Annotated in this window: 23 protein-coding genes; 15 read left to right on the top strand and 8 right to left on the bottom strand. The window is 66.6% G+C overall.

The annotated features are described in order from the left end of the window. Positions 1 to 46 precede the first annotated feature (46 nt). The 12 genes from WI26_RS09400 (at position 47) to WI26_RS09345 (ending at position 10,837) form a co-directional block, all read left to right on the top strand. The gene (locus WI26_RS09400; protein ID WP_069225810.1) at positions 47 to 1,258 is read left to right on the top strand and encodes an MFS transporter; all 1,212 of its coding nucleotides are present in this window, start codon (positions 47 to 49) and stop codon (positions 1,256 to 1,258) included. Positions 1,259 to 1,529: 271 nt separating this feature from the next. Beyond that, positions 1,530 to 1,931, top strand: coding sequence for a DnaJ family domain-containing protein (locus WI26_RS09395; RefSeq protein ID WP_060189914.1), 402 nt, complete (start codon positions 1,530 to 1,532; stop codon positions 1,929 to 1,931). Continuing rightward, the gene (gene tadA, locus WI26_RS09390) at positions 1,928 to 2,509 is read left to right on the top strand and encodes a tRNA adenosine(34) deaminase TadA (RefSeq protein ID WP_069225809.1); all 582 of its coding nucleotides are present in this window, start codon (positions 1,928 to 1,930) and stop codon (positions 2,507 to 2,509) included. Before WI26_RS09395 ends, tadA begins: the two co-directional genes overlap by 4 nt. Before the next feature lie 103 nt (positions 2,510 to 2,612). Further along, a complete protein-coding gene (gene ldcA / locus WI26_RS09385) occupies positions 2,613 to 3,551 on the top strand; it encodes a muramoyltetrapeptide carboxypeptidase (RefSeq protein WP_069225808.1) in 939 nt (312 codons plus the stop codon). A gap of 308 nt (positions 3,552 to 3,859) precedes the next feature. Further along, on the top strand, positions 3,860 to 4,564 hold the full coding sequence (locus WI26_RS09380; RefSeq protein ID WP_059511094.1) for a GntR family transcriptional regulator: 705 nt from the start codon (positions 3,860 to 3,862) through the stop codon (positions 4,562 to 4,564). A gap of 149 nt (positions 4,565 to 4,713) precedes the next feature. Then, a complete protein-coding gene (locus WI26_RS09375; protein WP_059464288.1) occupies positions 4,714 to 6,198 on the top strand; it encodes an NCS1 family nucleobase:cation symporter-1 in 1,485 nt (494 codons plus the stop codon). A 10-nt stretch (positions 6,199 to 6,208) separates the two neighbouring features. Then, entirely contained in the window at positions 6,209 to 7,045 is an 837-nt protein-coding gene (locus WI26_RS09370; protein WP_069225807.1) for an aspartate/glutamate racemase family protein, read from the top strand. A 150-nt stretch (positions 7,046 to 7,195) separates the two neighbouring features. Continuing rightward, complete coding sequence (gene puuE, locus WI26_RS09365; RefSeq protein WP_059464290.1) at positions 7,196 to 8,149, top strand: allantoinase PuuE; 954 nt, start codon at positions 7,196 to 7,198, stop codon at positions 8,147 to 8,149. Further along, entirely contained in the window at positions 8,146 to 8,667 is a 522-nt protein-coding gene (uraD, locus tag WI26_RS09360; RefSeq protein WP_059464291.1) for a 2-oxo-4-hydroxy-4-carboxy-5-ureidoimidazoline decarboxylase, read from the top strand. The genes puuE and uraD overlap by 4 nt, the downstream gene beginning before the upstream one ends. 61 nt (positions 8,668 to 8,728) lie before the next feature. Beyond that, entirely contained in the window at positions 8,729 to 9,742 is a 1,014-nt protein-coding gene (gene alc / locus WI26_RS09355; RefSeq protein ID WP_059464292.1) for an allantoicase, read from the top strand. Then, positions 9,739 to 10,251 carry an ureidoglycolate lyase gene (locus WI26_RS09350; RefSeq protein WP_059511098.1) on the top strand — a complete coding sequence of 171 codons (513 nt, stop codon included), beginning with the start codon at positions 9,739 to 9,741 and terminating at the stop codon, positions 10,249 to 10,251. Before alc ends, WI26_RS09350 begins: the two co-directional genes overlap by 4 nt. A gap of 175 nt (positions 10,252 to 10,426) precedes the next feature. Continuing rightward, positions 10,427 to 10,837 carry an ACT domain-containing protein gene (locus WI26_RS09345; RefSeq protein WP_069225806.1) on the top strand — a complete coding sequence of 137 codons (411 nt, stop codon included), beginning with the start codon at positions 10,427 to 10,429 and terminating at the stop codon, positions 10,835 to 10,837. 97 nt (positions 10,838 to 10,934) lie between these two features. On the opposite strand, the gene WI26_RS09340 is transcribed toward WI26_RS09345, so the two are convergent. Both WI26_RS09340 and uraH read right to left on the bottom strand, forming a co-directional pair. Then, positions 10,935 to 12,128, bottom strand: a complete 1,194-nt coding sequence (locus tag WI26_RS09340; RefSeq protein ID WP_059464295.1) for a urate hydroxylase PuuD — start codon at positions 12,126 to 12,128, stop codon at positions 10,935 to 10,937. A gap of 53 nt (positions 12,129 to 12,181) precedes the next feature. Further along, positions 12,182 to 12,535 carry a hydroxyisourate hydrolase gene (uraH, locus tag WI26_RS09335; protein ID WP_059464296.1) on the bottom strand — a complete coding sequence of 118 codons (354 nt, stop codon included), beginning with the start codon at positions 12,533 to 12,535 and terminating at the stop codon, positions 12,182 to 12,184. Positions 12,536 to 13,045: 510 nt separating this feature from the next. Between uraH and WI26_RS09330 the strand changes: the two genes are divergently transcribed. Next, positions 13,046 to 14,458 (top strand): 8-oxoguanine deaminase, encoded by a 1,413-nt coding sequence (locus tag WI26_RS09330; RefSeq protein WP_069225805.1) that lies wholly within the window; start codon positions 13,046 to 13,048, stop codon positions 14,456 to 14,458. Between the two features lie 127 nt (positions 14,459 to 14,585). Here the strand turns inward: WI26_RS09330 and WI26_RS09325 are convergent, their stop codons facing one another. Together WI26_RS09325 and WI26_RS09320 are read right to left on the bottom strand one after the other, a co-directional pair. Beyond that, positions 14,586 to 15,515, bottom strand: coding sequence for a LysR substrate-binding domain-containing protein (locus tag WI26_RS09325; protein ID WP_006402708.1), 930 nt, complete (start codon positions 15,513 to 15,515; stop codon positions 14,586 to 14,588). A gap of 220 nt (positions 15,516 to 15,735) precedes the next feature. Then, entirely contained in the window at positions 15,736 to 15,945 is a 210-nt protein-coding gene (locus WI26_RS09320) for a dodecin (protein WP_006755984.1), read from the bottom strand. Between the two features lie 136 nt (positions 15,946 to 16,081). On the opposite strand from WI26_RS09320, the gene WI26_RS09315 reads away from it, so the two are divergent. Further along, complete coding sequence (locus tag WI26_RS09315; protein WP_069225804.1) at positions 16,082 to 16,975, top strand: NAD(P)-dependent oxidoreductase; 894 nt, start codon at positions 16,082 to 16,084, stop codon at positions 16,973 to 16,975. A gap of 77 nt (positions 16,976 to 17,052) precedes the next feature. Here WI26_RS09315 and WI26_RS09310 read toward each other — a convergent pair whose 3' ends face one another. The 4 genes from WI26_RS09310 to WI26_RS09295 form a co-directional block, all read right to left on the bottom strand. Continuing rightward, entirely contained in the window at positions 17,053 to 17,499 is a 447-nt protein-coding gene (locus tag WI26_RS09310) for a hypothetical protein (protein WP_027784713.1), read from the bottom strand. A gap of 331 nt (positions 17,500 to 17,830) precedes the next feature. Then, the gene (gene mscL / locus WI26_RS09305) at positions 17,831 to 18,262 is read right to left on the bottom strand and encodes a large conductance mechanosensitive channel protein MscL (RefSeq protein WP_006752022.1); all 432 of its coding nucleotides are present in this window, start codon (positions 18,260 to 18,262) and stop codon (positions 17,831 to 17,833) included. Positions 18,263 to 18,514: 252 nt separating this feature from the next. Next, the gene (locus WI26_RS09300; RefSeq protein WP_069225803.1) at positions 18,515 to 19,705 is read right to left on the bottom strand and encodes a tetratricopeptide repeat protein; all 1,191 of its coding nucleotides are present in this window, start codon (positions 19,703 to 19,705) and stop codon (positions 18,515 to 18,517) included. Positions 19,706 to 19,783: 78 nt separating this feature from the next. Continuing rightward, on the bottom strand, positions 19,784 to 20,464 hold the full coding sequence (locus WI26_RS09295; protein ID WP_044843730.1) for a PspA/IM30 family protein: 681 nt from the start codon (positions 20,462 to 20,464) through the stop codon (positions 19,784 to 19,786). A gap of 437 nt (positions 20,465 to 20,901) precedes the next feature. Here WI26_RS09295 and WI26_RS09290 point away from each other — a divergent pair, with 437 nt between their 5' ends. Next, the gene (locus WI26_RS09290; protein ID WP_059464301.1) at positions 20,902 to 23,424 is read left to right on the top strand and encodes a penicillin-binding protein 1A; all 2,523 of its coding nucleotides are present in this window, start codon (positions 20,902 to 20,904) and stop codon (positions 23,422 to 23,424) included. Positions 23,425 to 23,461 lie beyond the last annotated feature (37 nt).

The raw sequence follows: 23,461 nt of genomic DNA, 5'->3' as shown, positions 1-23,461 counted from the left end.
GGCTCGCTCATCAATGCCTGACCGACAGAGAGAAAGGAGGTGCCAGATGCCAGATTCCCGCTATCGCTGGGTGATCGTCGCCGCGGGCGGCCTGATGGGCTGCATCGCGATCGGCGCGATGTTTTCGCTGCCGGTGTTCCTGCGGGCCATCGTACGCGACACCGGCTGGTCGATGACCGGCACTTCCGCCGCGATGACGCTCGGCTTCATCGCGATGGCCTTCGCGAGCATCGGCTGGGGCAGCCTGTCGGACCGGATCGGCACGCGCGCGGTGGTCGTGATAGGCGCCATTCTGCTGTCGGCGAGCCTGGCGCTTGCGAGCCGCGCGCCGTCGCTGCTCACGTTCCAGCTGATTTTCGGACTGGCCGTCGGCAGTGCGACGGCCGCGGTGTTCGCGCCGATGATGGCCTGCGTGACGGGCTGGTTCGACACGCACCGCAGCCTCGCGGTGTCGCTGGTGTCGGCCGGCATGGGCATGGCGCCGATGACGATGTCACCGCTCGCGGCGTGGCTCGTGTCGAGTCACGGCTGGCGCACGTCGATGCTGTTGATCGCCGCGCTCGCGGCCGCCGTCATGATTCCGGCATCGCTGCTCGTGCGCCGCGCTCCCGCGCTCGACGGGCCGCACGCCGAGCCGGCGCCGGCCGGCGGGCCCGCGCCGCTGTCGGTCGGCGGCGCGCTGCGTTCGCCGCAGTTCATCGTGCTGCTGTTGACCAACTTCTTCTGCTGCGCGACGCATTCCGGGCCGATCTTCCATACGGTCAGCTATGCGGTGACGTGCGGGATTCCGTTGATCGTCGCGGTGTCGATCTACAGCGTCGAAGGGCTCGCCGGCATGGGCGGCCGCATCGCGTTCGGGCTGCTGGGCGACCGCCTTGGCGCGAAGCGCATGCTGGTGGCGGGGCTGCTCGCGCAGGCGCTCGGTGCGCTCGGCTACTACTTCGTGCGCACGCTCGACGGGTTCTACGCGGTCGCGACGCTGTTCGGCTTCATCTATGCGGGCGTGATGCCGCTCTATGCGGTGCTCGCGCGCGAAAACTTCCCGCTGCGGATGATGGGCACCGTGATCGGCGGCTGCGCGATGGCCGGCAGTCTCGGGATGGCGGCCGGGCCGGTCGCGGGCGGCTTGATCGTCGACGCGCTGGGCAGTTACGGCTGGCTGTACCTTGGATCGTTCGCGATCGGCATAGGCGCGTTTCTCGTCGCGATGATATTCCGGCCGTTTCCGAAGGCTCGGTCGCAAGCGGTCGCCGCATGAGCCGGCGGTCGTGAAGCGGCGATTTCGGCGGGACGGCGAACGCCGGTCCACGCGGACGAAAATAAAAGCAGGGCCGGACGTCATCCGCGCGAACGACGCCAAAACCGCGCGGAGCCTGCTGCGGCGCAGCACAGCGGCAAGTCGTGCTGATCGGCGCGCATGCGCGTCGATTCGGCCCCTAAAAATACAATATCGAGCATACCTTCGAAGGGCCTGTCATACGCACGTCACCCTGCTAGAATTCGGCTGCCGCATTTGTTCCGATTGACTGATGAGATTGCTTGATGCACTGGTCGAACAACGCATTGCCGCTGCTGCCGCGCGGGGCGAGTTCGACGATTTGCCGGGTACCGGCGCGCCGCAGGCGCTGGATGACGACCTGCTCGTACCCGAGGAGGTGCGGGTGGCCAACCGTATCCTGAAGAATGCGGGCTTCGTGCCGCCGGCCGTCGAGCAACTGCGCGCGCTGCGCAACCTGCAGGACGAACTGCAGGCGGTCAGTGATCGTGCCGCGCGCTGTCGGCTGCAGGCGAAGATGCTCGCCCTCGACATGGCGCTCGAATCGCTGCGCGGCGGCCCGATGGTGATGCCGCGCGATTATTGCCGACGCATTGCGGAACGTCTGTGCGAGCGCGCGCTCGACGACGCGCCCGCCGAAGCGGGGCCGATGTGAGCGCCGACGCGCTGCACGACGCGGCAGCCGAATCGGCTGCTGATTGCGATTCTCCCGTTCCCGAAGCCGCGCCCGTGTCCGCCCGCGACCTGCATTTCATGCGGCTCGCGCAGGCCGCGGCCGAAGAGGCGCGCGCGGCCGGCGAAGTGCCGGTCGGCGCGGTGCTCGTGCGCGGCGACGAAGTGATTGCGCGCGGCTTCAACCATCCGATCGGCGGGCACGACCCGTCGGCCCACGCGGAAATGGCCGCGCTGCGCATGGCCGCGCAGCATCTGCAGAATTACCGGATGCCCGGCTGCGAGCTGTACGTGACGCTCGAGCCGTGCCTGATGTGCGCGGGCGCGATCATGCATGCGCGCATCGCGCGAGTCGTCTACGGCGCCGCCGATCCGAAAACGGGCGCGTGCGGCAGCGTGATCGACGCGTTCGCGAATCCGCAGCTCAACCACCATACCGACGTGACGGGCGGCGTGCTCGCCGACGAGTGCGGCGCCGCGCTGAAGTCGTTCTTCGCGGAGCGCCGTCGCGCGCTGCGTGAAGCGCGACTCGCCCGCGACACCGAATCCGGCGCACCGTAATCTCCGCCGCGACCGTCGCCAAAGCGGGGCGGGCGGCACCGTTCCGTGAACCGGAGACGGTTCGGACCCTCTAAGCAGGTTTGACGATCCCGAAACTTTCGCCATGTCCATCCAGCCCGCTGCGTCCTACACCATCCGCCTGCTGGCGCCGTCCGGCTATCCGCACGACCCCGACGCGATCAACCGCGCGCTCGAACGCCTGAGCGGCGCGCAACATCGCATCGACAACATCGAGGCGACACAGCGCCGCTTCCAGCGATTCGGCGGCACCGACGGCGAGCGCGCCGGCGATCTGAACCGCCTCGCGGATCCGGAGCGCGCGCTGCCGGACATCGCACTCGCGGTACGCGGCGGCTACGGCGCCGCGCGCATCCTGCACGGGCTCGACTATCGCGGGCTCGAGCGACGCCTGCGCGACCAGCCGATCGCGCTCGTCGGCCACAGCGACTTCACCGCGATCCAGCTCGCGCTGTACGCGAAGGCGCGCATCAAGACTTTCGGCGGGCCGATGCTGTCGGCCGACTTCGGCGCGGAAACGCCGAGCGACTTCACGATGCAGCACTTCTGGCGGACGCTGTCGCAGCCGAGCACGACGATCATCGCCGAGGCGCCGCAGGTGCAGACCGTGAACGTGACGGGCACGCTGTGGGGCGGCAACCTGGCGATCCTCACGTCGCTCGTCGGCACGCCGTACATGCCCGACATCGAGGGCGGCATCCTGTTCGTCGAGGACGTCAACGAGCAGCCGTTCCGGATCGAACGGATGATCTACCAGTTGCACCTGTCGGGCGTGATCGCGCGCCAGCAGGCGCTCGTGCTCGGCCAGTTCACGGGCGCGCGGCCGTTCGAGTACGACAACGGCTACGACATGCAGGCGATGATCGACCAGGTGCGCTCGGTGGTCGGCATTCCGGTCATCACGGGGCTGCAGTTCGGTCACGTGCCCGACCTGCTGACACTGCCGTTCGGCGCGCAGGCGCAGCTCGTCGCGAATGCGCACGGTTTCCGGCTCACGCTGTCGGACTATCCGCATCTCGGCTGACCCGTGCAGGTACGATCGGAAGGCGGGTTTTCCCGCCTTTTTCTTTAAGTAAGTGTGCAACTAACGGTCAATAATTTTCGTTGGCATCACTCGATTTGGTATCGTGGCGTGCACCAGTTTTGTCAACAAAATGACCGGAAGGGTATACACCGTGAGCCGCCATGGACAAGCCGGAGAGGCTTGTCATGCCTGGATTTCGGGCGCCGTGCACCGCGCTTGCGCAGGGAGTCGCACGCGGATTGTGCGCATTCCGCGAAAAGAATTGTTGACAATCTTTATGTCCGTCCTAGGATGAGGATCATCACGCGATGCAGAACATGAACGACTTCGATACCCATCCGTCCGGCGCTGCCGGTCCCGAAGCGATCGCCGAGCGGATCCGCACGGCGATCCTCGAGCATCGGCTCGCGCCCGGCGCGAAGCTGACGGAGGCGCAGCTCTGCGACGTGTTCGGCGTGAAGCGCGGGACGATCCGGCAGGCGCTCTCGCAGCTCGCGGCCGACAAGCTGGTCGATCTCGAGCCGAACCGCGGCGCGTTCGTCGCGAGTCCGACGCTGCAGGACGTGCACGAGGTATTCGAGATGCGACGGATCATCGAGCTGGCCGTCGTCGAGCGGCTCGCGACGGGGCCGGGCGCGAAGCGGCTGAAGGGCGTTGCCACGCTGATCGACAAGGAACGCAAGGCGTTCGAGCGGCACGACTTCGCGGCGTGGATCCGCCTGTCGGGCGAATTCCACACGGCGCTCGCGGCGCTGACGGGAAACGCGACGCTCTGCGAGTGCCTCGACGGGCTCGTTGCCCGCTCGACGTTGATGTCGGCGCTGTATGAATCGCACGGACGCAGCCCGTGCTCGTGCGACGACCATGACGAGATCCTGGCCGCGCTGGAAGCGGGCGATTCGAAGCGGGCGGTGACGCTGATGGCGCACCACCTGCAGCATGTCGAACTGAAGATGCTGGACCGGCCCGCGCAAGGGCAGGTCGATTTGCGCGAAGTGTTCGGCGGCGCCTGAGCGGCGACGCGAATCCGGCCGCGCGCCACACGACAAGAGCAATGCAGGCCGGCGGTTCGCGCCGCCGGTCGCCAGTCCGACTCCGGGCGATGATCCGGAGCGATATCGATGACGGTGGAGCGGCTCTATGGCCGCGTCAAGGAGAAGTCATGGCTCAGTTCAGTGTGGCGCACGACAGCGCGTATCCGGCGGGAGAAGGCGGCGAGGGCGGCGGCCCCGCGTTGCCGGACGGTTACAGTCAACGTTTGTACAACGAAGATTTGGCACCCCTTAAGAATCAGACGTGGGGCGCCTACAACATCTTCGCATTCTGGATGTCGGACGTGCACAGCGTCGGCGGCTACGTGTTCGCGGGCAGCCTGTTCGCACTCGGGCTGACGAGCTGGCAGGTGCTGATCGCGCTGATCGTCGGCATCACGATCGTGAACCGGCTGTGCAACCTGATCGCGCGGCCGAGCCAGCAGATCGGCGTGCCGTATCCGGTTGCGTGCCGCGCGACGTTCGGCGTGCTCGGCGCGAACGTGCCGGCCGTGATCCGCGGGCTGATCGCGATCGCGTGGTATGGCATCCAGACCTATCTCGCGTCCAGCGCGCTCGTGATCGTCGTGCTGAAGTTCTTTCCGCAATGGCTGCCGTACGCGGATGTTCACCACTACGGCTTTCTCGGGCTGTCGGCGGTCGGTTGGGCCGGCTTCATGCTGCTGTGGGTGCTGCAGGCGCTCGTGTTCTGGAACGGGATGGAGACGATCAAGAAATTCATCGACTTCGCGGGCCCGGCCGTCTACGTCGTGATGTTCATCCTGGCCGGCTACATGGTGTGGCGTGCGGGCTGGCGCAACATCGGCATCAACCTCGGCGGCGTCAAGTATCACGGCGCGGAGGTGATTCCGGTAATGATCACGGCCGTGTCGCTGGTCGTGTCGTACTTCTCCGGGCCGATGCTCAATTTCGGCGACTTCTCGCGCTACTGCCGCTCGTTCGGCGACGTGAAGCGCGGCAACTTCTGGGGGCTGCCGGTCAACTTCCTCGCGTTCTCGCTCGTCACGGTGATCACCACCGCCGCGACGCTTCCGGTGTTCGGCGAGCTCATCACCGATCCCGTCGAGACGGTCGGCCGCATCGATCATCCGACCGCCGTGATCCTCGGCGCGCTGACGTTCACGATCGCGACGATCGGCATCAACATCGTCGCGAACTTCGTATCGCCCGCGTTCGACTTCTCGAATGTCGCGCCGCGGCTGATCAGCTGGCGCGCGGGCGGCATGCTCGCGGCAGTCGCGTCGATCTTCATCACGCCGTGGAACCTGTTCAACAACCCGGCCGTGATCCACTACACGCTCGACGTGCTCGGCGCGTTCATCGGCCCGCTGTACGGCGTGCTGATCGCCGACTTCTACCTCGTCAAGCGCGGCCGCCTCGTGCGCGACGACCTGTACACGATGTCCGAGCGCGGCACCTACTGGTACACGGGCGGCGTGAACCGCCGCGCGCTCGCCGCGCTGCTGCCGGCCGCGGTGATTGCCGTCATCTGCGTGATGGTGCCGGGCTGGCAGGCCGCCGCGAACTTCTCGTGGTTCATCGGCGCGGGGCTCGGCTTCGTGTTCTACCGGCTGCTCGTGAACACGAAGGCATAAGGAGCGCGCGATGAAGATCAAGCTGATCAATCCGAACACGACGCAGCGGATGACCGATGCGATGGGCCGCTGCGCGCGCGAAGTCGCGGCGGCGGGCACCGAGATCGTCGCGGTGAGCCCGCCGATGGGGCCGCCGTCGATCGAAGGCTATTACGACGAGGCGCTCGCGACGCCCGGGCTTCTGGCCGAGATCGCGCAGGGCGAGCGCGACGGCTGCGACGCGTACGTGATCGCATGTTTCGGCGACCCGGGCCTTTATGCGGCGCGCGAACTCGCGCGCGGGCCGGTGATCGGGATCGCCGAGGCGGCAATGCATGCGGCGAGCGTGCTCGCGCCGGGCTTCTCGGTCGTCACGACCCTCGCGCGCACCTGCGGGATGGCGTGGCATCTCGCCGAGCGCTACGGGATGAAGCGGTTCTGCCGCAACGTGCGGGCGACCGACGTCGCTGTGCTCGAGCTCGACCGCCCAGGATCGGCCGCGCGACTGATCATCGTCGACGAATGCCGGCGCGCGCTCGACGAGGACGGCGCCGACGCGATCGTGCTCGGCTGCGCCGGGATGGCCGAATTCGCGCACGAGATCGAGCAGCAGATCGGCGCGCCGGTGGTGGAAGGCGTCACGGCGGCCGTCAAGTGGGCCGAGGCGCTCGTCGCGCTGCGCCTCGCGACCGCGAAGCGCGGCGACTATGCGCGGCCGCTGCCGAAGCGCTACGACGGCGAATTCGCGCGTTTCAGCCCGCCGGAGGACGCGTCCACGACCGTGCCGGCCGTCGGCGCCGCGCGAAGCGGGAGCGCCGACGAGGAACCGGTCCCGAATTTGCCGCAATCGCACATACACGCCGTCTGACATGCACTATCTGCGCCGCTGTATGGGCGCGTATGAACGTTTTCGCTACACTGGGCCGTCATCGCATCGGCCCGTGCGGCCGGCCTCGGGCAACCGCGCGGGTCGATGCGAACCCATTACTTCAGCAAGCTTTCGCCGCACCTCGAACCCATGTCACTCGATCCCAATTATCCTCGCGACCTGATCGGCTACGGCCGCCATCCCGTGCAGGCGAACTGGCCCGGGCGTGCCCGCGTCGCCGTGCAATTCGTGCTGAACTACGAGGAGGGCGGCGAGAACTGCGTACTGCACGGCGATCCGGGCTCCGAGCAGTTCCTGTCCGAGATCGTCGGCGCGGCCGCCTATCCGGACCGCCACATGAGCATGGAATCGATCTACGAATACGGTTCGCGTGCCGGCGTGTGGCGCATCCTGCGCGAATTCGAGAAGCGCGGGCTGCCGCTGACGGTGTTCGGCGTGGGCATGGCGATCGAGCGTCATCCGGAGCTCGCGCGCGCATTCGTCGAGCTCGGCCACGAGATCGCGTGCCACGGCTGGCGCTGGATCCACTACCAGAGCATGACGCCCGAGCTCGAGGCCGAGCACATGCGCCTCGGGATGGAAGCGATCGAACGCGTGACGGGCGAGCGTCCGCTCGGCTGGTATACCGGCCGCGACAGCCCGAATACGCACCGTCTGGTCGCGGAATACGGCGGCTTCCTGTACGACTCCGACAACTACGGTGACGACCTGCCGTTCTGGATGGACGTCGAGGTGTCCGGCGGCGGCACGTCGCCGCAGCTGATCGTCCCGTACACGCTCGATACGAACGACATGCGCTTCGCGACGCCGCAGGGCTTCAACACCGGCGAGCACTTCTTCGACTACCTGCGCGACGCGTTCGACGTGCTGTACGCGGAGGGCGACGAAGCGCCGAAGATGCTGTCGATCGGCATGCACTGCCGACTGCTGGGCCGGCCGGGACGTTTCCGCGGGCTGCAGCGTTTCCTCGATCACATCGAGAAGCACGATCGCGTATGGGTGACGCGCCGTGTCGATATCGCGCGTCATTGGCGTGAACATCATCCGTATCAGCCCAATCATCGAAACGAAGGGAAAGCATGAAGGCGATGCGTTACACGTTGGAGCAACTGAACACGATGGCGCCGAGCGCATTCGTCGCGGCGCTGTCGGGGATCTTCGAACATTCGCCGTGGGTGGCCGAGGCCGCTGCGGGCAGACGACCGTTCGCGAGCATCGACGCGCTGCACGAGACGATGTCGCACGCGGTGGAGACGAGCGGCGAAGTGCGCCAGCTCGCACTGATCAACGCTCACCCGGAACTGGCCGGGAAGGCTGCCGTGCGCGGCGAGCTGACGGCCGAGTCGACGCGCGAGCAGAGCGGCGCGGGTCTCGACCAGTGCACGCAGGAAGAGTTCGACAAGCTGCTGACACTGAACCGCACGTATCGCGAGAAGTTTGGCTTCCCGTTCATCCTCGCGGTGCGCGGCTACGACCGGCACGGCATCATCGCGAACTTCGAGTCGCGCGTGAATCATTCGCGCACCGAGGAGCTGCGCGCGAGCCTCGACCAGATCTACCGGATCGCTCGCTTTCGCCTCGACGACCTGATCGACGCCTGACACCTCACGACGGCCTGCTGCGTCGCGGCGGCCGATCGCATCATTGAAACAAGGAAACATCATGGCTGTTCCGCTTCTCGATCCCGACGCCCCCGACTTCACGCGGCGCTACGTGAATCTCGCCGACCCTCGCCTCGGTGCGCAGGCGCTCGAGGCCAGCGACGATTTCTTCGCGCCGAAGGACCGGATGCTGAACCCCGAGCCGGCGGTGTTCATCCCCGGCAAGTACGACGACCACGGCAAGTGGATGGACGGCTGGGAGACGCGCCGCAAGCGCACGACGGGCTACGACTGGTGCATCGTCAAGCTCGCGCGGCCGGGCGTGATCAAGGGCTTCGACATCGACACCAGCCACTTCACCGGCAACTTCCCGCCGGCCGCGTCGGTCGAGGCCGCGTACGTGGCCGACGGCGCGCCGACGCATGCGACCGAATGGGTCGAGATCGTGCCGTCGACGACGCTGCAGGGCAACAGCCATCACTACGTCGAAGCGAGCGACGCGCGTGCGTTCACGCACCTGCGCGTGAACATCTACCCGGACGGCGGCATCGCGCGCTTGCGCGTGTATGGCCAGCCGCAGCTGGACTGGGCCGGCGCGAGCGCGACCGAGCAGTTCGACCTCGCGGCGATGGAAAACGGCGGCTACGTGGTGGCCGCGAACAACCAGCATTTCGGCGTCGCGTCGAACCTGCTGCTGCCGGGCCGCGGCGTGAACATGGGCGATGGCTGGGAAACCCGCCGCCGCCGCGAACCAGGCAACGACTGGGCGATCATTGCGCTCGCGCAGCCGGGCGTCATCCGCAAGATCGAAGTCGATACCGCGTTTTTCAAGGGCAATTACCCGGACCGCTGCTCGATCCAGGCCGCGTATGTGTCGGGCGGTACCGACAGCTCGCTGATCACGCAGTCGATGTTCTGGCCGACGCTGCTCGGTGAACAGAAGCTGCAGATGGACAAGCAGCATTACTTCGAACACGAGATTGCATCGCTGGGCCCGGTGACCCACGTGCGCCTGAACATCATTCCGGACGGCGGCGTGTCGCGCCTGCGTCTGTGGGGGACGCTCGACAAATGAAGACGCTTGCAATCGAACCGCTGACCAAGGACGCGTTCGCGCCGTTCGGCGACGTGATCGAAACGGACGGCGCGAAGCAGATTCCGATCAACCTCGGCACGACGATCCGCTTTCACGATCTCGCGAAAGTCGACGTGAATGACGAAGGCGGCCGCACGCTCGTGAATCTGTTCCGCGGCCAGCCGCGCACGCTGCCGTTCGAGGTGAAGATGCTCGAGCGCCATCCGCTCGGCAGCCAGGCGTTCGTGCCGCTGAACGACCAGCCGTATCTGGTCGTCGTCGCGCCGGCGGGCGATCTCGATCCGTCGAAGATCCGCGCGTTCGTGACGAGCGGGTGGCAAGGCGTGAACTATGCGAAGGGCGTGTGGCATCACCCGCTGATCGCGCTCGGCGGCGTCAGCGATTTCATCGTCGTCGATCGTGGCGGCGACGGATTGAATCTGAATGAGCAGGACCTGCCGGAATCGCTGTGGCTCACCGAGGATGCGCTGGATGCCGTGACGGCCTGAGCAGCATTTCGGCAGCACCGTTCCATCGAAGAAACCCGCGCGACCTGCGCGGGTTTTTTTATGTCTGCCGCGCACGCACTGGCGCATTCTGTTACCGCTACGTCGAAGACGTCGATCGCGTGCTATCGTGCCCGCATCGCCCCCGCATGACGCCCGGTTCCCCGGCCGTACCACGATGAGCCAACCTGAAAATGACCTCGCGATCCTGTTGCGCACGATGCAGCCCGAACTGCATCGCGATGTGTTCGCTTTCGTTGCACTGCCGGCCGACGCCGACATATCGTTATCCGAAGTGATTGCGACGTTCCGCGAAACGGAAGGCATGACGGTCGTGGTCGACGAGGCGACGGCCGCACGTCGCGGCTGGCCCGTGCTGTTCCGCGCTGCCTGGATCACGCTGACCGTTCATTCGGACCTCGCGGCGGTCGGCCTGACGGCCGCATTCGCAAGTGCCCTCGGCGCGGCGGGTATCAGCTGCAACGTGATGGCTGCTGCGTATCACGATCACATCTTCGTGCCGTTCGACGACGGCCCGCACGCGCTCGAAGTGCTCGTCGCGCTGCAGCGCGACGCGATGCGCAGCTAGCAGGGGACGCGTTCCGGACGGGCAAAAAAACGGGCCCGTTTCCGGGCCCGCGAACGGAGAGGATTGCGCCGGCATCCGGGCGCCGGCGCACGGCGGCTTACTTGACCGCGCCACCCTCGAACCAGGCGGCGAGCTTCACGCGCTCGTCGTCGGTCATGTGCGTGACGTTGCCGATCGGCATCGCCTTCAGGCGCACGGCCTGTTCGTAGATGCGCTGCGCGTTCTTCGACACTTCGTCCGGCGTGTCGAACATCACGCCGGCGGGTGCGCTGCCCATCAGCGTCGGCTTTGCCGAGTGACACTCGACGCAGCGCTGCTGCAGGATCGGCATGATGTCGTTGACCACGATCTTCGGTGCGTTCGCCGCTTGCGCTTCCGGTGCGACCGGCTTCGGCATCGTCCACACCAGTGCGCCCGACAGCAGTGCGACGCCGCCGATCGGCAGGTACCACAGCTGCTTGCCGCGGTGACGCATCACGAAGAACTGACGGATCAGCGCGCCGGCCAGCATGATCAACACGAGCACGACCCAGTTGAACTTGTTCGTGTACGTCATCGCATAATGGTTCGACAGCATCGCGAACACGACCGGCAGCGTGAAATACGTGTTGTGCACCGAACGCTGCTTGCCGCGCTTGCCGTAGATCGGGTTCGGTTCCTCGCCCTTCAGCATCTTGTCGACCATCTTGCGCTGGCCCGGGATGATCACGAAGAACACGTTCGCCGACATGATCGTCGCGAGCATCGCGCCGACGATCAGGTATGCCGCGCGGCCGGAGAAGATGTGGCACGCGAGGTACGCGGCGATGACGACGTAGATGCCGACGCAGATGCCCAGCACGCGATCGTTGGTGCCGAGGATGCGGCACAGCGAGTCGTAGACGATCCAGCCGGCCGCGAGGAAGCCGAGAGCGGATGCGACGGCGACCACCGGGCCCATGTCGAGCACGCTCTTGTCGATCAGATACGTGTTCGGTGCGAGCAAGTACAGCACGAAGAACAGCGAGAAGCCCGACAGCCACGTCGTGTAGGACGGCCATTTCGACCAGTGCAGGTCATCCGGCATTTCCGGCGGAGCGACCGTGTACTTCTGCATGTTGTAGAAACCGCCGCCGTGGACGTGCCACAGTTCGCCGAACACGCCGCGCTTGCGCTGGTTCGCGTCGGTCGGCGGTTTGAGGCTGTTGTCCAGCGCGACGAAATAGAAGGACTCGCCGATCCACGCGATGGCGACGATGACGTGCAGCCATCGCAGCGCGAGGTTCAGCCAGTCGGTGATGAAGCCTTCCATGAAACTCCTCCAGACTCAGATCGTTGTCTTTGATGCGGGCGCCGATGCGTGTGTCAGCTGCCGCGATAGGTGCTGTACGACCACGGCGACACGAGCAGCGGCACGTGGTAGTGCGATGCGGTGTCGGCAATGCCGAAGCGCAGCACGACGCGGTCGACGAAGCGGGGTTCGGGCACCTTCACGCCGAGCGACGCGAAGTAGTCGCCGGCATGGAACACGAGTTCGTATTCGCCGGCGGAGAGTGCGGCACCTTCGAGCAGCGGTTCGTCGCAGCGGCCGTCGCTATTGGTCAGCACGGTCTTGATCGCGCGGCGCGATTCGCCGTCCAGCGCGTAGAGGTCCACCTTGATGGCAGCGCCGGGGCGACCGTGTGCCGTATCGAGTACGTGGGTAGTGAGCTTTCCCATTCGCAATTGTCCTTGTGTGAATGCGAGGTTCGGCGGCGACTCGATCCATTGACTGTGCGGCGGATCGAGGCTCCACGTCACGTGGCTACATACCCGTCGGCGAGATTGAAGCGAGCGCCGTGCAGGCATTGTAAAAAGGTTCCCCGCGCAAATACGGGCGCGATATCAAAGATAATGCGCCGCGCATGAACCGCTGTCGACGTCTCGCCGGGAGCGGCCGGCGGCCCGCGATTCCGGCGCTAGCCAGGCTCGCGTGCGGCGTACCATATCGAAACCGTGAAGCGCGGTATTCCGGATCGCGCATTGTGCGTTGCGCGTACTTGGGCGATGCTCCGGCCGTGCGCGTCGGGCCTGGGTCCGCGCGTACCCCGAAGACGGCATTCACGCCGGGTAACCGGGCCAGCGCGTTCGAACGGACGCAGGCACCGGGGCGTGCCGCGAATCAGCGTTCGAACGGCCTTGTGACGGTCTCCGGGAGCGGCTCCCGGGGGCAGACGACGCGGAGAACGCATGAACCTCGAGCAGCACGCCGGCGCACGCGCGCCGCATCCATCCTCATCCCGCCCGAAAACCCTGCTGGTCAAGCACGCCGACGTGCTCGTGACCATGGACGACACGCGCCGCGAATTACGCGATGCGGGACTCTATATCGAAGACAACCGGATCGTCGCGGTCGGCCCGAGCGCCGAGTTGCCCGATACCGCGGACGAAGTGCTCGACCTGCGCGGCCACCTCGTGATCCCGGGGCTCGTGAACACGCATCACCACATGTACCAGAGCCTCACGCGCGCGGTGCCGGCCGCGCAGAACGCCGAGCTGTTCGGCTGGCTCACGAACCTGTACCGGATCTGGGCGCACCTGACGCCCGAGATGATCGAGGTGTCGACGCTGACCGCGATGGCCGAACTGCTGCAGTCGGGCTGCACGACGTCGAGCGACCATCTGTACATCTATCCGAACGGTAGCCGGCTCGACGACAGCATCGGCGCCGCGCACCGAATCGGCATGCGCTTTCACGCGAGCCGCGGCGCGATGAGCGTCGGCCAGCGCGACGGCGGGCTGCCGCCCGATTCCGTCGTCGAGCGCGAGCCCGACATCCTGCGCGATGCGCAGCGCCTGATCGAGACCTATCACGACGAAGGCCGCTACGCGATGCTGCGGGTGGTCGTCGCGCCGTGCTCGCCGTTCTCGGTGAGCCGCGGCTTGATGCGCGACGCGGCCGTGCTGGCGCGCGACTACGGCGTGTCGCTGCATACGCACCTGGCCGAGAACGTCAACGACATCGCGTACAGCCGCGAGAAATTCGGGATGACGCCTGCCGAATACGCGGAGGATCTCGGCTGGGTCGGTCACGACGTATGGCACGCGCACTGCGTTCAGCTCGACGATGCGGGCATCGGCCTGTTCGCGCGCACCGGCACCGGCGTCGCGCACTGTCCGTGTTCGAACATGCGGCTCGCGTCCGGCATCGCGCCCGTGAAGAAGATGCGTCTCGCGGGTGTGCCGGTCGGGCTCGGCGTCGACGGTTCCGCGTCGAACGACGGCGCGCAGATGGTCGCGGAAGTGCGGCAGGCGCTGCTGCTGCAGCGGGTGGGTTTCGGGCCTGACGCGATGACCGCGCGCGAGGCACTGGAGATTGCGACGCTGGGCGGCGCGAGGGTGCTGAACCGCGACGACATCGGCGCGCTGAAGCCCGGCATGGCCGCGGATTTCGCCGCATTCGACCTGCGCCAGCCGCTGTTCGCGGGCGCGCTGCACGATCCGGTCGCGGCGCTCGTGTTCTGCGCGCCGTCCCAGACGGCGTACACGGTGGTGAACGGGAAGGTGGTGGTGCGGGAAGGGCGGCTCGCGACGCTCGACCTGCCGCCGGTCATCGAGCGCCACAACGCGCTGGCGCAGGCACTCGTGGAGGCGTCGCGCTGACGCGTCGATGTGAAGGTCGCGCCGCGCGCTGCCGATCGGGCGCGCGGCGGCGGACGGGGCCGCCGCACGCCGCGCATCGCACCGGCCCGCACCGCAACGGCATGACCGGCGCGCGCGTCGTGCGCGCTTACGGCTCGATCAGCGTGCGGGTTGCTTCAGCGACGAGGCCGCGCAGCCAGCGCACTTCGTCGGAGTAGTGGCAGCGTTCATGCCACAGCTGGTAGTACTGCATCGGCGGAAAGTCGAGCGGCGCCGGCACGACCGACAGCGGCAGGAACTTCGCGTAGTGATCTGCGAACAGGCGCGTCGTCGTGAAGATCAGGTCGGACTTCACCAGCACGTACGGCGCGAGGTTGAAGTACGGCAGCGTGACGACCACATGACGCTTGAGCCGTTCGCGCGCGAGATGCACGTCGATCGCGCCGCGCTGGCCGACGGAGTACGGCGTGGGCGCGAGATGCGGCGCGTTCAGGTACTGGTCGAGCGTGAGCCCGCCGCGCTTCGCGAACGGATGCGTGTTGCTCATCAGGCAGACGATTTCGTCGACGAACAGGTTCGACAGGTGCAGTTGCTCGGGCGGCTCGGGCCAGTTGCCGACGACGATATCGAGCTTGCCGTCTTCCAGCGCGAGCTCGTAGTCGAATGCGGGGCCGAGCGAATGGAACTCGAGCGTCGCGTTCGGTGCCGCCTGGCGGAAGCGTTCGACGACGGTCGGCACGAACAGCACGTTCAGGTAGTCGGGGCAGCCGATCCGGTAGCAGCGGATCGACGTGGCCGGGTCGAAATTGTGCTGCTGGAACTTGATGCGCTCGATTTCGCGCAGTGCGTTCTGCACCGGCTCGAGCAGGCGCAATCCGTATTCGGTCGGGACCATGCCGGACTTGCCGCGCACGAGCAGCGGATCGCCGGTGATGTCGCGCAGGCGCCGCAGCGCGGCGCTGATCGCCGGTTGCGACTGGTTCAGTTTGACGGCCGCGCGCGTGACGCTGCGCTCCATCAACAAGGTGTGCAAGACGCGCAAAAGGTACGTGTCGATCGCCTCGCGTTGCTGACTCATGATTTCTCCGGTTTATATGGCTGGGCTGATCGAGGGGTGATGTGGGTATATGGTTTTTAATATGAACGAAAATCAGCGTCAAGAGATGGATACCCGCACGCACCCGCCGGCCGGGCCTCGCGAAGGGGCCGATCGGGGCGGGATGCGGGTGGGCGCGGCGCCGCGTGGATGCGCATTGCACGCATCCGGTGACCCGGGCACCGCGCGTGACGCGCGTGCGTCAGTCGTCGATACGCATGCCGACTTTCAGCGTGACCTGCCAGTGGATGACCTGGTCGCCTTCGATGTGGCCGCGCGTTTCGGTGACCTGGAACCAGTGCAGGTTGTGCAGCGTCTTGCCGGCTTTCGAGATTGCGTTGCGGATGGCGTCGTCGCACGACTGCCGCGACGAGCCGGTCAGTTCGATCAGCTTGTAGACGTGGTCGCTCATGATGCGCTCCCTGGGATGTCGGTGTGTGCGGCCGGCGCAAGCAGCGGGCCCGAGGCGGCACCGCGCGTGTCCGGCTTCTTTGAGTGATAGGTATGATGGGCGGCAAGTGCAACCCCAATTGGAGACGAGGAACATCGTGGAAGTCGGATTTTGCGGACCGGGATTGATGGGCGCGCCGATGATTCGGCATTTGCTGGCGGCGGGCCATCGGGTCGGCGTATGGAACCGGACGCGCGGCAAGGCAGAGGCGCTCGAAAAGGACGGTGCACAGGTGGTCGACACGCCGCGCGAACTGGCCGAGCGTGTCGACACGGTCTTCGTGTGCGTGCTTGACGGCCGTGCGGTGGGCGACGTCGCGTTCGGCGAGCACGGGCTCCTGGCCGGCGATGCGAATGCGCGCCGCCTGAAGCGCATCGTCGATCATTCGAGCATTCCGCCTGCCGCGACGCGCGACTACGCGGCGCGCGCAGCCACGCTCGGCGTCGGCTGGATCGACGCGCCGGTGTCCGGCGGCGTGCCCGGCGCGCAGGCCGGCACGCTCGCCGTGATGGCGGGCGGCGGCGCGGCCGACCTCGACGCGGTGCGGCCGCTGATCGACACCTACGCGTCGCGCATCACGCACATGGGCGACGCGGGCTCGGGCCAGACCGCGAAACTCTGCAACCAGGCGATCGTTACCGCGACGGTAACCGCGATCGCGGAAGCGGTCGGTCTTGCGCAGGCGAGCGGCATCGACGCCGCGCGGCTCGCCGATGCGCTGGCCGGCGGGTGGGCCGATTCGGTGCTGCTGCAGACGTTCGTGCCGCGCATGACGTCAGGCGGCCATCCGCCGATCGGCGCGCTGAGTACGTTCCAGAAGGACGTCGACGCGATCGCCGACGCCGCGCGCGATACGGGCGCGGTGATGCCCGTATCGGCCACGGTGCAGCAGGTGCTTCGGCTGGGCGCCGCGCAGGGGCTCGCCGGTGCCGATTTCGCCGCGTTCATCGACATCGTCCGGCCCGGCAACGGGCGCGCGGCGGCGCAGTGAGCGCGCGGCGACGGTGAAGCGGGAAGCCTGAATGGCCGATGGGCCGCCCGGAGGCGGCCCATCGTGTCGGTGTCGGTTCAGCCGAGGGAGCGCGGTGTCGTGTCGCCGGCGTTCTGGCGTCCGAGGCCGCCGCGCAGGCTCGCCTTCGTGCCTGCACCAAATTCGGGCAGGATGCGCGCCCGGGCGCGGCTTGCGAACACGAGGAAGCCGAAACCGTTCGCCTCGTACCAGTACCCGCCGTTCTCGAGGCCGTCGAGCGGCTGTTCGAGTGCGTTGGCAATCGATTCGATACAGCGCTTGCGCAGTTCGGCGATGGCCGGATAGGGCGGCTGTGCGCCGCGCACGCTGCACAGGAGCACGTCGAGGCCTGGCAGCACATGCGCATAGAGGACGGGCTCGTCCTGTGCACGGGCGCGGGCAATCTTGGTGTCGAGCTGCGCGAACGGTTTCGAGTGGCGCAATACCGCGAGGAACGACTCCTGGCCGTCCTGTTGCGCACGTCGACGTTTTTTCGGGAAGGACATAAACACTCGCCTCAAAAACAATTGCAAGAAATGCGGCACTTTCATGCGACCCACTCCCGGCTATGTACGCCGCATGTCGATCCTTTATAGCACACGAAAATGCTGCACTCGTGCGGTACGACGATCAATGTCTCCCGTCGACCCGCTTGCCACGATGATCGACACAGCCAGCGTCTTGGCGCCCGTACTGTCGTTTAGTCTCCATCATAGACCTGCTTTTCCCGCGCGTGCATTCGCGCGTCACAAAAAAGTGCGACAGGCCACGCGCGGCGCGCGCCCATGAAAAAGGCCCGCACTTGGCGGGCCCGGCGGATGCTGCGCGGCGTGGTGCTCAGCGTTGCTTGAGCGAATCGCGGATCTCGCGCAGCAGCACGATGTCTTCCGGCGTCGCGGCCGGCGCGGCTTCTTCCGGTTTGCGCAGCTTGTTGATGAATTTCACCATCAGGAAGATGATGAACGCGAGGATCACGAAATTGATCGCCACGGTGATGAACGAGCCGTAGCCGAATGCGGCGACGCCCGCGGCCTGCAGGTCCTTGAATGAATCGGGATTACCCTTGAACGACGGAGGGATGGTGCCGAGCAGAACGAACTTGTTCGAGAAATCCAGACCGCCCGTCAGCACGCCGATGACCGGCATGATGAGGTCTTTCACGACCGAGTCGACGATCTTCGAGAATGCGCCACCGATGATCACGCCGACGGCGAGATCCATCACGTTGCCTTTGACGGCGAACTCCTTGAATTCCTTGATTATGCTCATGAGCGGCTTTCTCCTGGTTGGGCGAGGGGAGGCGTGCCGCGACGCGCAGGGCTGCGAAGCGTCTGGCGAGTCGGAGGGGATCGGAGGCACGCCGATTGCCGCATGATAGCGAACGTGCCCCATTGCCGGTAGCCCATCTTGAAATGATTAACAAATCGCGGACGGGGCGGCGAGAGCGGAATTGAAAGGGAGTGCGGTGTGACGGGGCGGGCGTGGCGCGATGCGATGCGCCCGCGCCCGCGTGTGCTGTGCTCAGGTGTTGTCGTCGGTCCAGCCGTCGTCGTTGCTGCCGAGATCGACGCCGCCACCGCCGTTGCCGTCGCTCCAGTTCGAGTCGTCGCCGCGGCCGAGGTCGAAGCCCGGATCGTTATTTTCATGGCGCCGGCGCTGGTCGTCGACGATCACGTCGCGCTCGACCACGCGTTCGCGCCCGCCGGACATCGCCTCGCCGAGCAACACGCCGGTCAACAGGCCACCCATTCCGCCGCCGAAGCCGCCGCCTTGCTGGACCACGACGGGCGGCTGTTGTTGCGGATACGGTTGCGGCGGATAGGGTTGTTGCGGGTACGGTTGCTGCTGATACGGCTGGCCTTGCATGCCGGTCACGCGATCGGCTTCTTGCGCGTACACCGAGCCACTGCCGTTCGCGGGCGCCGCGGGTTGCGCGCTCGGATCGGGGCGGCCTTCGACGCGCGCCTTCACGCTCGCATGCCGCTGTTCGAGTTCGTCGATGCGATACGGCGGTACCGGGTTCTTGCCGTTCGACAGCGCCTCGACGAGCGTGCGTGCATCGGTCTCGATGCCTTCGAGTTCGCCGGTGAGCGCGGCGGCGCCCGGCGCCGTCGACAGCTTCGCGTCGAGTTTCAGCGGACGGATGTCGTTCAGCACGTCGGTCGCGCGTTTCAACTGCGTGCGGCGTTCGTCGTCGGCGCGGCTGTCGCCGGCCGAGCGCGCGCGCCGCAACGTCCAGCGCAGCACCAGCGCGACGATCGCGATGATCAGGCCGAGGCCGATCCACATGCCGGTCGACGGGCCGTGTTTCGCGACCGGTGCGGCAGGCGCGAGCGACGACTGCAGCGAACCGGCCTGCGTGGCCGAAGGGGCATTGCCGCTTGTGCGCGCCGCGTCCGCGCGAATGCGCGATTCCGTCTGCGCGAAACGCGATGCGTCGGTGAAGCGCAACTGCGGGTCGAGCGACTTCGCCTTCTGCAGTTGCGTGAGCGCGTCGGACGCACGGCCTTCGCGGTCCAGCACCTGCGCGTACAGATAGCGCGCATGCGCGTTGTTCGGGTGGGCGTCGATGACTTGCGACAGCTGCGTGTCGGCTTGCTGCCAGTTGCGCTGTGCGATCGATTGCTCGACCTGCTGCAGCGACGGGACCGCAAACGCGGCGGACGACAGCAGCATCAGCGAGAGGCCGAGAGCGGCGAGAGATTTCTTCATGGTCGAACCGAGCGCGAGCGCCCGTCTCCTGACGATCGGTGCGCGCCGCGAGCCCCGCGGGCCGCGGCGCGGTTGCCGTTACTGCGCGGGCGTGTCGAGCTGCTTCTTCAGCGCGGCGAGGCGGTCCTCGACCGACGGGCCCTTGTTCAGCGCGGCGAGCTTGTCGTCGAGCGCCTTGCCGCTCGACGTGTCGGCCGAATTGAGGCGGGCGTCCGAGCGCGCGTTCTGCAGCGCGACCTTGTCCTCGAGCTTCTGGAAGTCCTCGGACAGGTTCTTGCCGCCGATGCCGCCCAGCGCGCTGGCCGCGACGTCCTTCGCCTGCGCGATTTCCTGCTTCGCCTGCAGGATGTTCGAGCGTGCGTTCAGGTCGTTGCGGCGCTGACGCATGTCGGCGATCTGCCCCTTCAGCTTGTCGACCGACGGCTCGAGCGTCGTCAGTTCGGCCGCGAGCGCATCGCGCTCGGCTTCCGCGTTCGACTGCGCGGCGAGCGCCTCGCGTGCGAGCGCTTCGTCGCCGGCCTGCAGCGCACGCTTCGCGCCGTCCTCGTACTTCTTCACCTTGTCGTCGGCCGCATCGCGCTTGCTGCGCTGGGTCGCGACCTGTGCCTCGATCTCGATCAGCGAATTCTCGGCACGGCCGATGCTGTCGTCGAGCTCCCGCACGATCTGCCGTGCGTCGCGCGACGGATCCTGTACCGAGTCGGCCGCATCGTTCAGCAGGCCTTTGATCGTGCGCGAAACAGAGTCGAAAAGCGACATGAAATCCTCCGTGGTTAAAAGGTGCCGCGTGGGCGGCAATGCCCGTCGCGAATCCGTTCCGACCCGCGTGAGCTCGCGGATATTACACCGCCGGCCCCTTAAATACGGCTTAAGTGCGCGAGTTCAAGCGCCATGCGTGTGCGGATTTCAACCTTTCGCATCTGAAAGAAACGCCGTGGCACGCATCGGGTTGCGAGTCCATGATAGGCGCAGCATGGCGCCAATACGTTCCGCAATTCACGCTTGTGCGGGAATTTTTACAAAAAATCGCGAAGCCGATCGGTCGATTTCATTAAAATGCGCTGTCACGTCGCGGGAACGGATCACCGCGCGGCGGGGTCTGTCGACGTGACAGTTGCCACGATGCACCCACTCTGACTCATCCGCTTGCATTTTCCGCATGCGTCCGAGGGCGCCACGCCGCCCGCCATTCCGACATGCCAATTATCAAACGACCGTCTTCTCCCTCCGACCGGAACGAACCTCACTACACGCTGCGCCGTTCGCCGTCGGGGGCCTATTACCCCGATGACGATGACCGCGGCGACGACCGGCGCGCGCAGCGGCGCGGAGGCGGGGGCGGCGGCGATCGCCGTTCGTTCGGCTCGCGCGTCGCGCTGTGGTTCGTCGGCCTGTTCGCGACGCTCGCGATCGTCGGTGCGCTGATCGTCGGCTACGCACTCGTCGTGATGGCGCCGCAACTGCCGTCGCTCGACGCGCTGACCAACTACCAGCCGAAGGTGCCGCTGCGTGTGTTTACCGCCGATCATGTGCTGATCGGCGAGTTCGGCGAGGAGCGCCGCAGCCTCGTGCGCTTCCAGGACATTCCCGACGTGATGAAGAAGGCGGTGCTCGCGATCGAGGACTACCGCTTCTACGAGCACGGCGGCGTGGACTTCCTCGGCATTCTGCGCGCGGGCGTCGCCGACCTGATGCACGGCGGTGCACGCCAGGGCGCAAGCACGATCACGATGCAGGTCGCACGCAACTTCTTCCTGTCGAGCGAGAAGACATATACGCGCAAGATCTACGAGATGCTGCTCGCGTACAAGATCGAAAAGGCGCTGACGAAGGACCAGATCCTCGAGCTGTACATGAACCAGATCTACCTGGGACAGCGCTCGTATGGTTTCGCGGCTGCCGCACGCGTGTATTTCGGCAAGGACCTGAAGGACATCACGCTCGCGGAAGCGGCGATGCTCGCGGGGCTGCCGAAGGCGCCGTCCGCGTACAACCCGGTCGTCAATCCGAAACGCGCGAAGGTGCGTCAGGAGTACATCCTGAAGCGCATGCTCGAGATCGGCTACATCACTCAGCCGCAGTACGACCAGGCGGTGAAGGAAGAGATCCACGTGCGCACGCCGGGCAACCAGTACGCGGTGCACGGCGAATACGTCGCCGAGATGGTGCGGCAGATGATGTATCAGCAGTACAAGGACGAAACCTATACGCGCGGGCTGACCGTGACGACGACGATCAACGCGGCCGACCAGGAAGCGGCGTACCAGGCCGTGCGTCGCGGCATTCTCGATTACGAGCGCCGCCACGGCTATCGCGGGCCGGAAGGCTCGATCAACCTGCCGGCGGCCGGCGACGATCGCGACGAGGCGATCGACGATGCGCTCGCCGATCACCCGGACAACGGCGACCTGCAGTCGGCGGTGGTGCTGGCCGCGTCGCCGAACGCGGTCGAGGTGCAGTTCGTCGGCGGCGCGACCACGACGATCGGGCCGGCCGGTCTGCGCTTCGTGTCGGCCGCGCTGAGCCCGCGCGCGAACGCGACGCTGCGGATCAAGCCGGGCTCGATCGTGCGCGTGCTGAAGGACGGCAAGACGGGCTGGCAGGTCGTGCAACTGCCGCAGGTCGAAGGCGCGCTCGTCGCGATCGCGCCGCAGGACGGTGCGATCCGCTCGCTCGTCGGCGGCTTCGACTTCAACAAGAGCAAGTTCAACCACGTGACGCAGGCGTGGCGCCAGCCGGGTTCGTCGTTCAAGCCGTTCATCTATTCGGCGTCGCTCGACAAGGGGCTCGGGCCGGCGACGATCATCAACGATGCGCCGCTGTACTTCCCGCCGAGCGTGCCGGGCGGCACCGCGTGGGAGCCGAAGGACGACGATCAGCCCGACGGCCCGATGTCGATGCGCACGGGCCTGCAGCGTTCGAAGAACCTCGTGTCGATCCGGATCCTCGCGTCGATCGGCACGCAGTACGCGCAGGAGTACGTGACGCAGCGCTTCGGCTTCGATCCGGCGAAAACGCCGCCGTACCTGCCGATGGCGCTGGGCGCCGGCCTCGTCACGCCGCTGCAGCTCGCGACCGGCTATGCGGTGTTCGCGAACGGCGGCTACAAGGTCGATCCGTACCTGATCGCCGAAGTCGACGACGCGCGCGGCCAGCCGCTGCAGAAGTCGCAGCCCGTGATCGCCGGCGGCACCGCGCCGCGCACGATCGAAGGCCGCAACGCATACGTGATGAACAGCCTGCTGCACACGGTCGCGACGGCCGGCACGGGCGCGGGCACCAACGCGCTTGGCCGAAGCGACCTGCAGGGCAAGACGGGTACGACGAACGATGCGAAGGACGGCTGGTTCGCCGGCTACCAGCAGTCGCTCGTCGCGGTTGCGTGGATGGGCTTCGACCAGCCGAAGAGCCTCGGCAGCCGCGAATTCGGCGCGCAGCTCGCGCTGCCTATCTGGGTGAACTACATGCGCACCGCGCTGAACGGTGTGCCCGAGCAGCAGATGCCGATGCCTGACGGGCTGACCTCGATCGACGGCGAGCTTTACTACGCCGATCGCACGCCGGGCAACGGCTTCGTCGCGAGCGTGGACATCAACCCGGCCGCGAACGCAATCAGCGCGAACGACGCGCTCGGCTCGGCCGGCTCGGAGGGGCTCGCGCCGCCGCCCGTCACGCAGCAGGAGAAGCAGCAGATCATGGACATGTTCGAGAACAAGTAACCGATACGCGGATGTCTCGCACGTGACGGGCGCCTTC

It is taken from the genome of Burkholderia diffusa, assembly GCF_001718315.1.
Taxonomy (GTDB): Bacteria; Pseudomonadota; Gammaproteobacteria; order Burkholderiales; family Burkholderiaceae; genus Burkholderia; species Burkholderia diffusa_B.
This window is presented reverse-complemented; position numbering and strand designations above follow the sequence as displayed.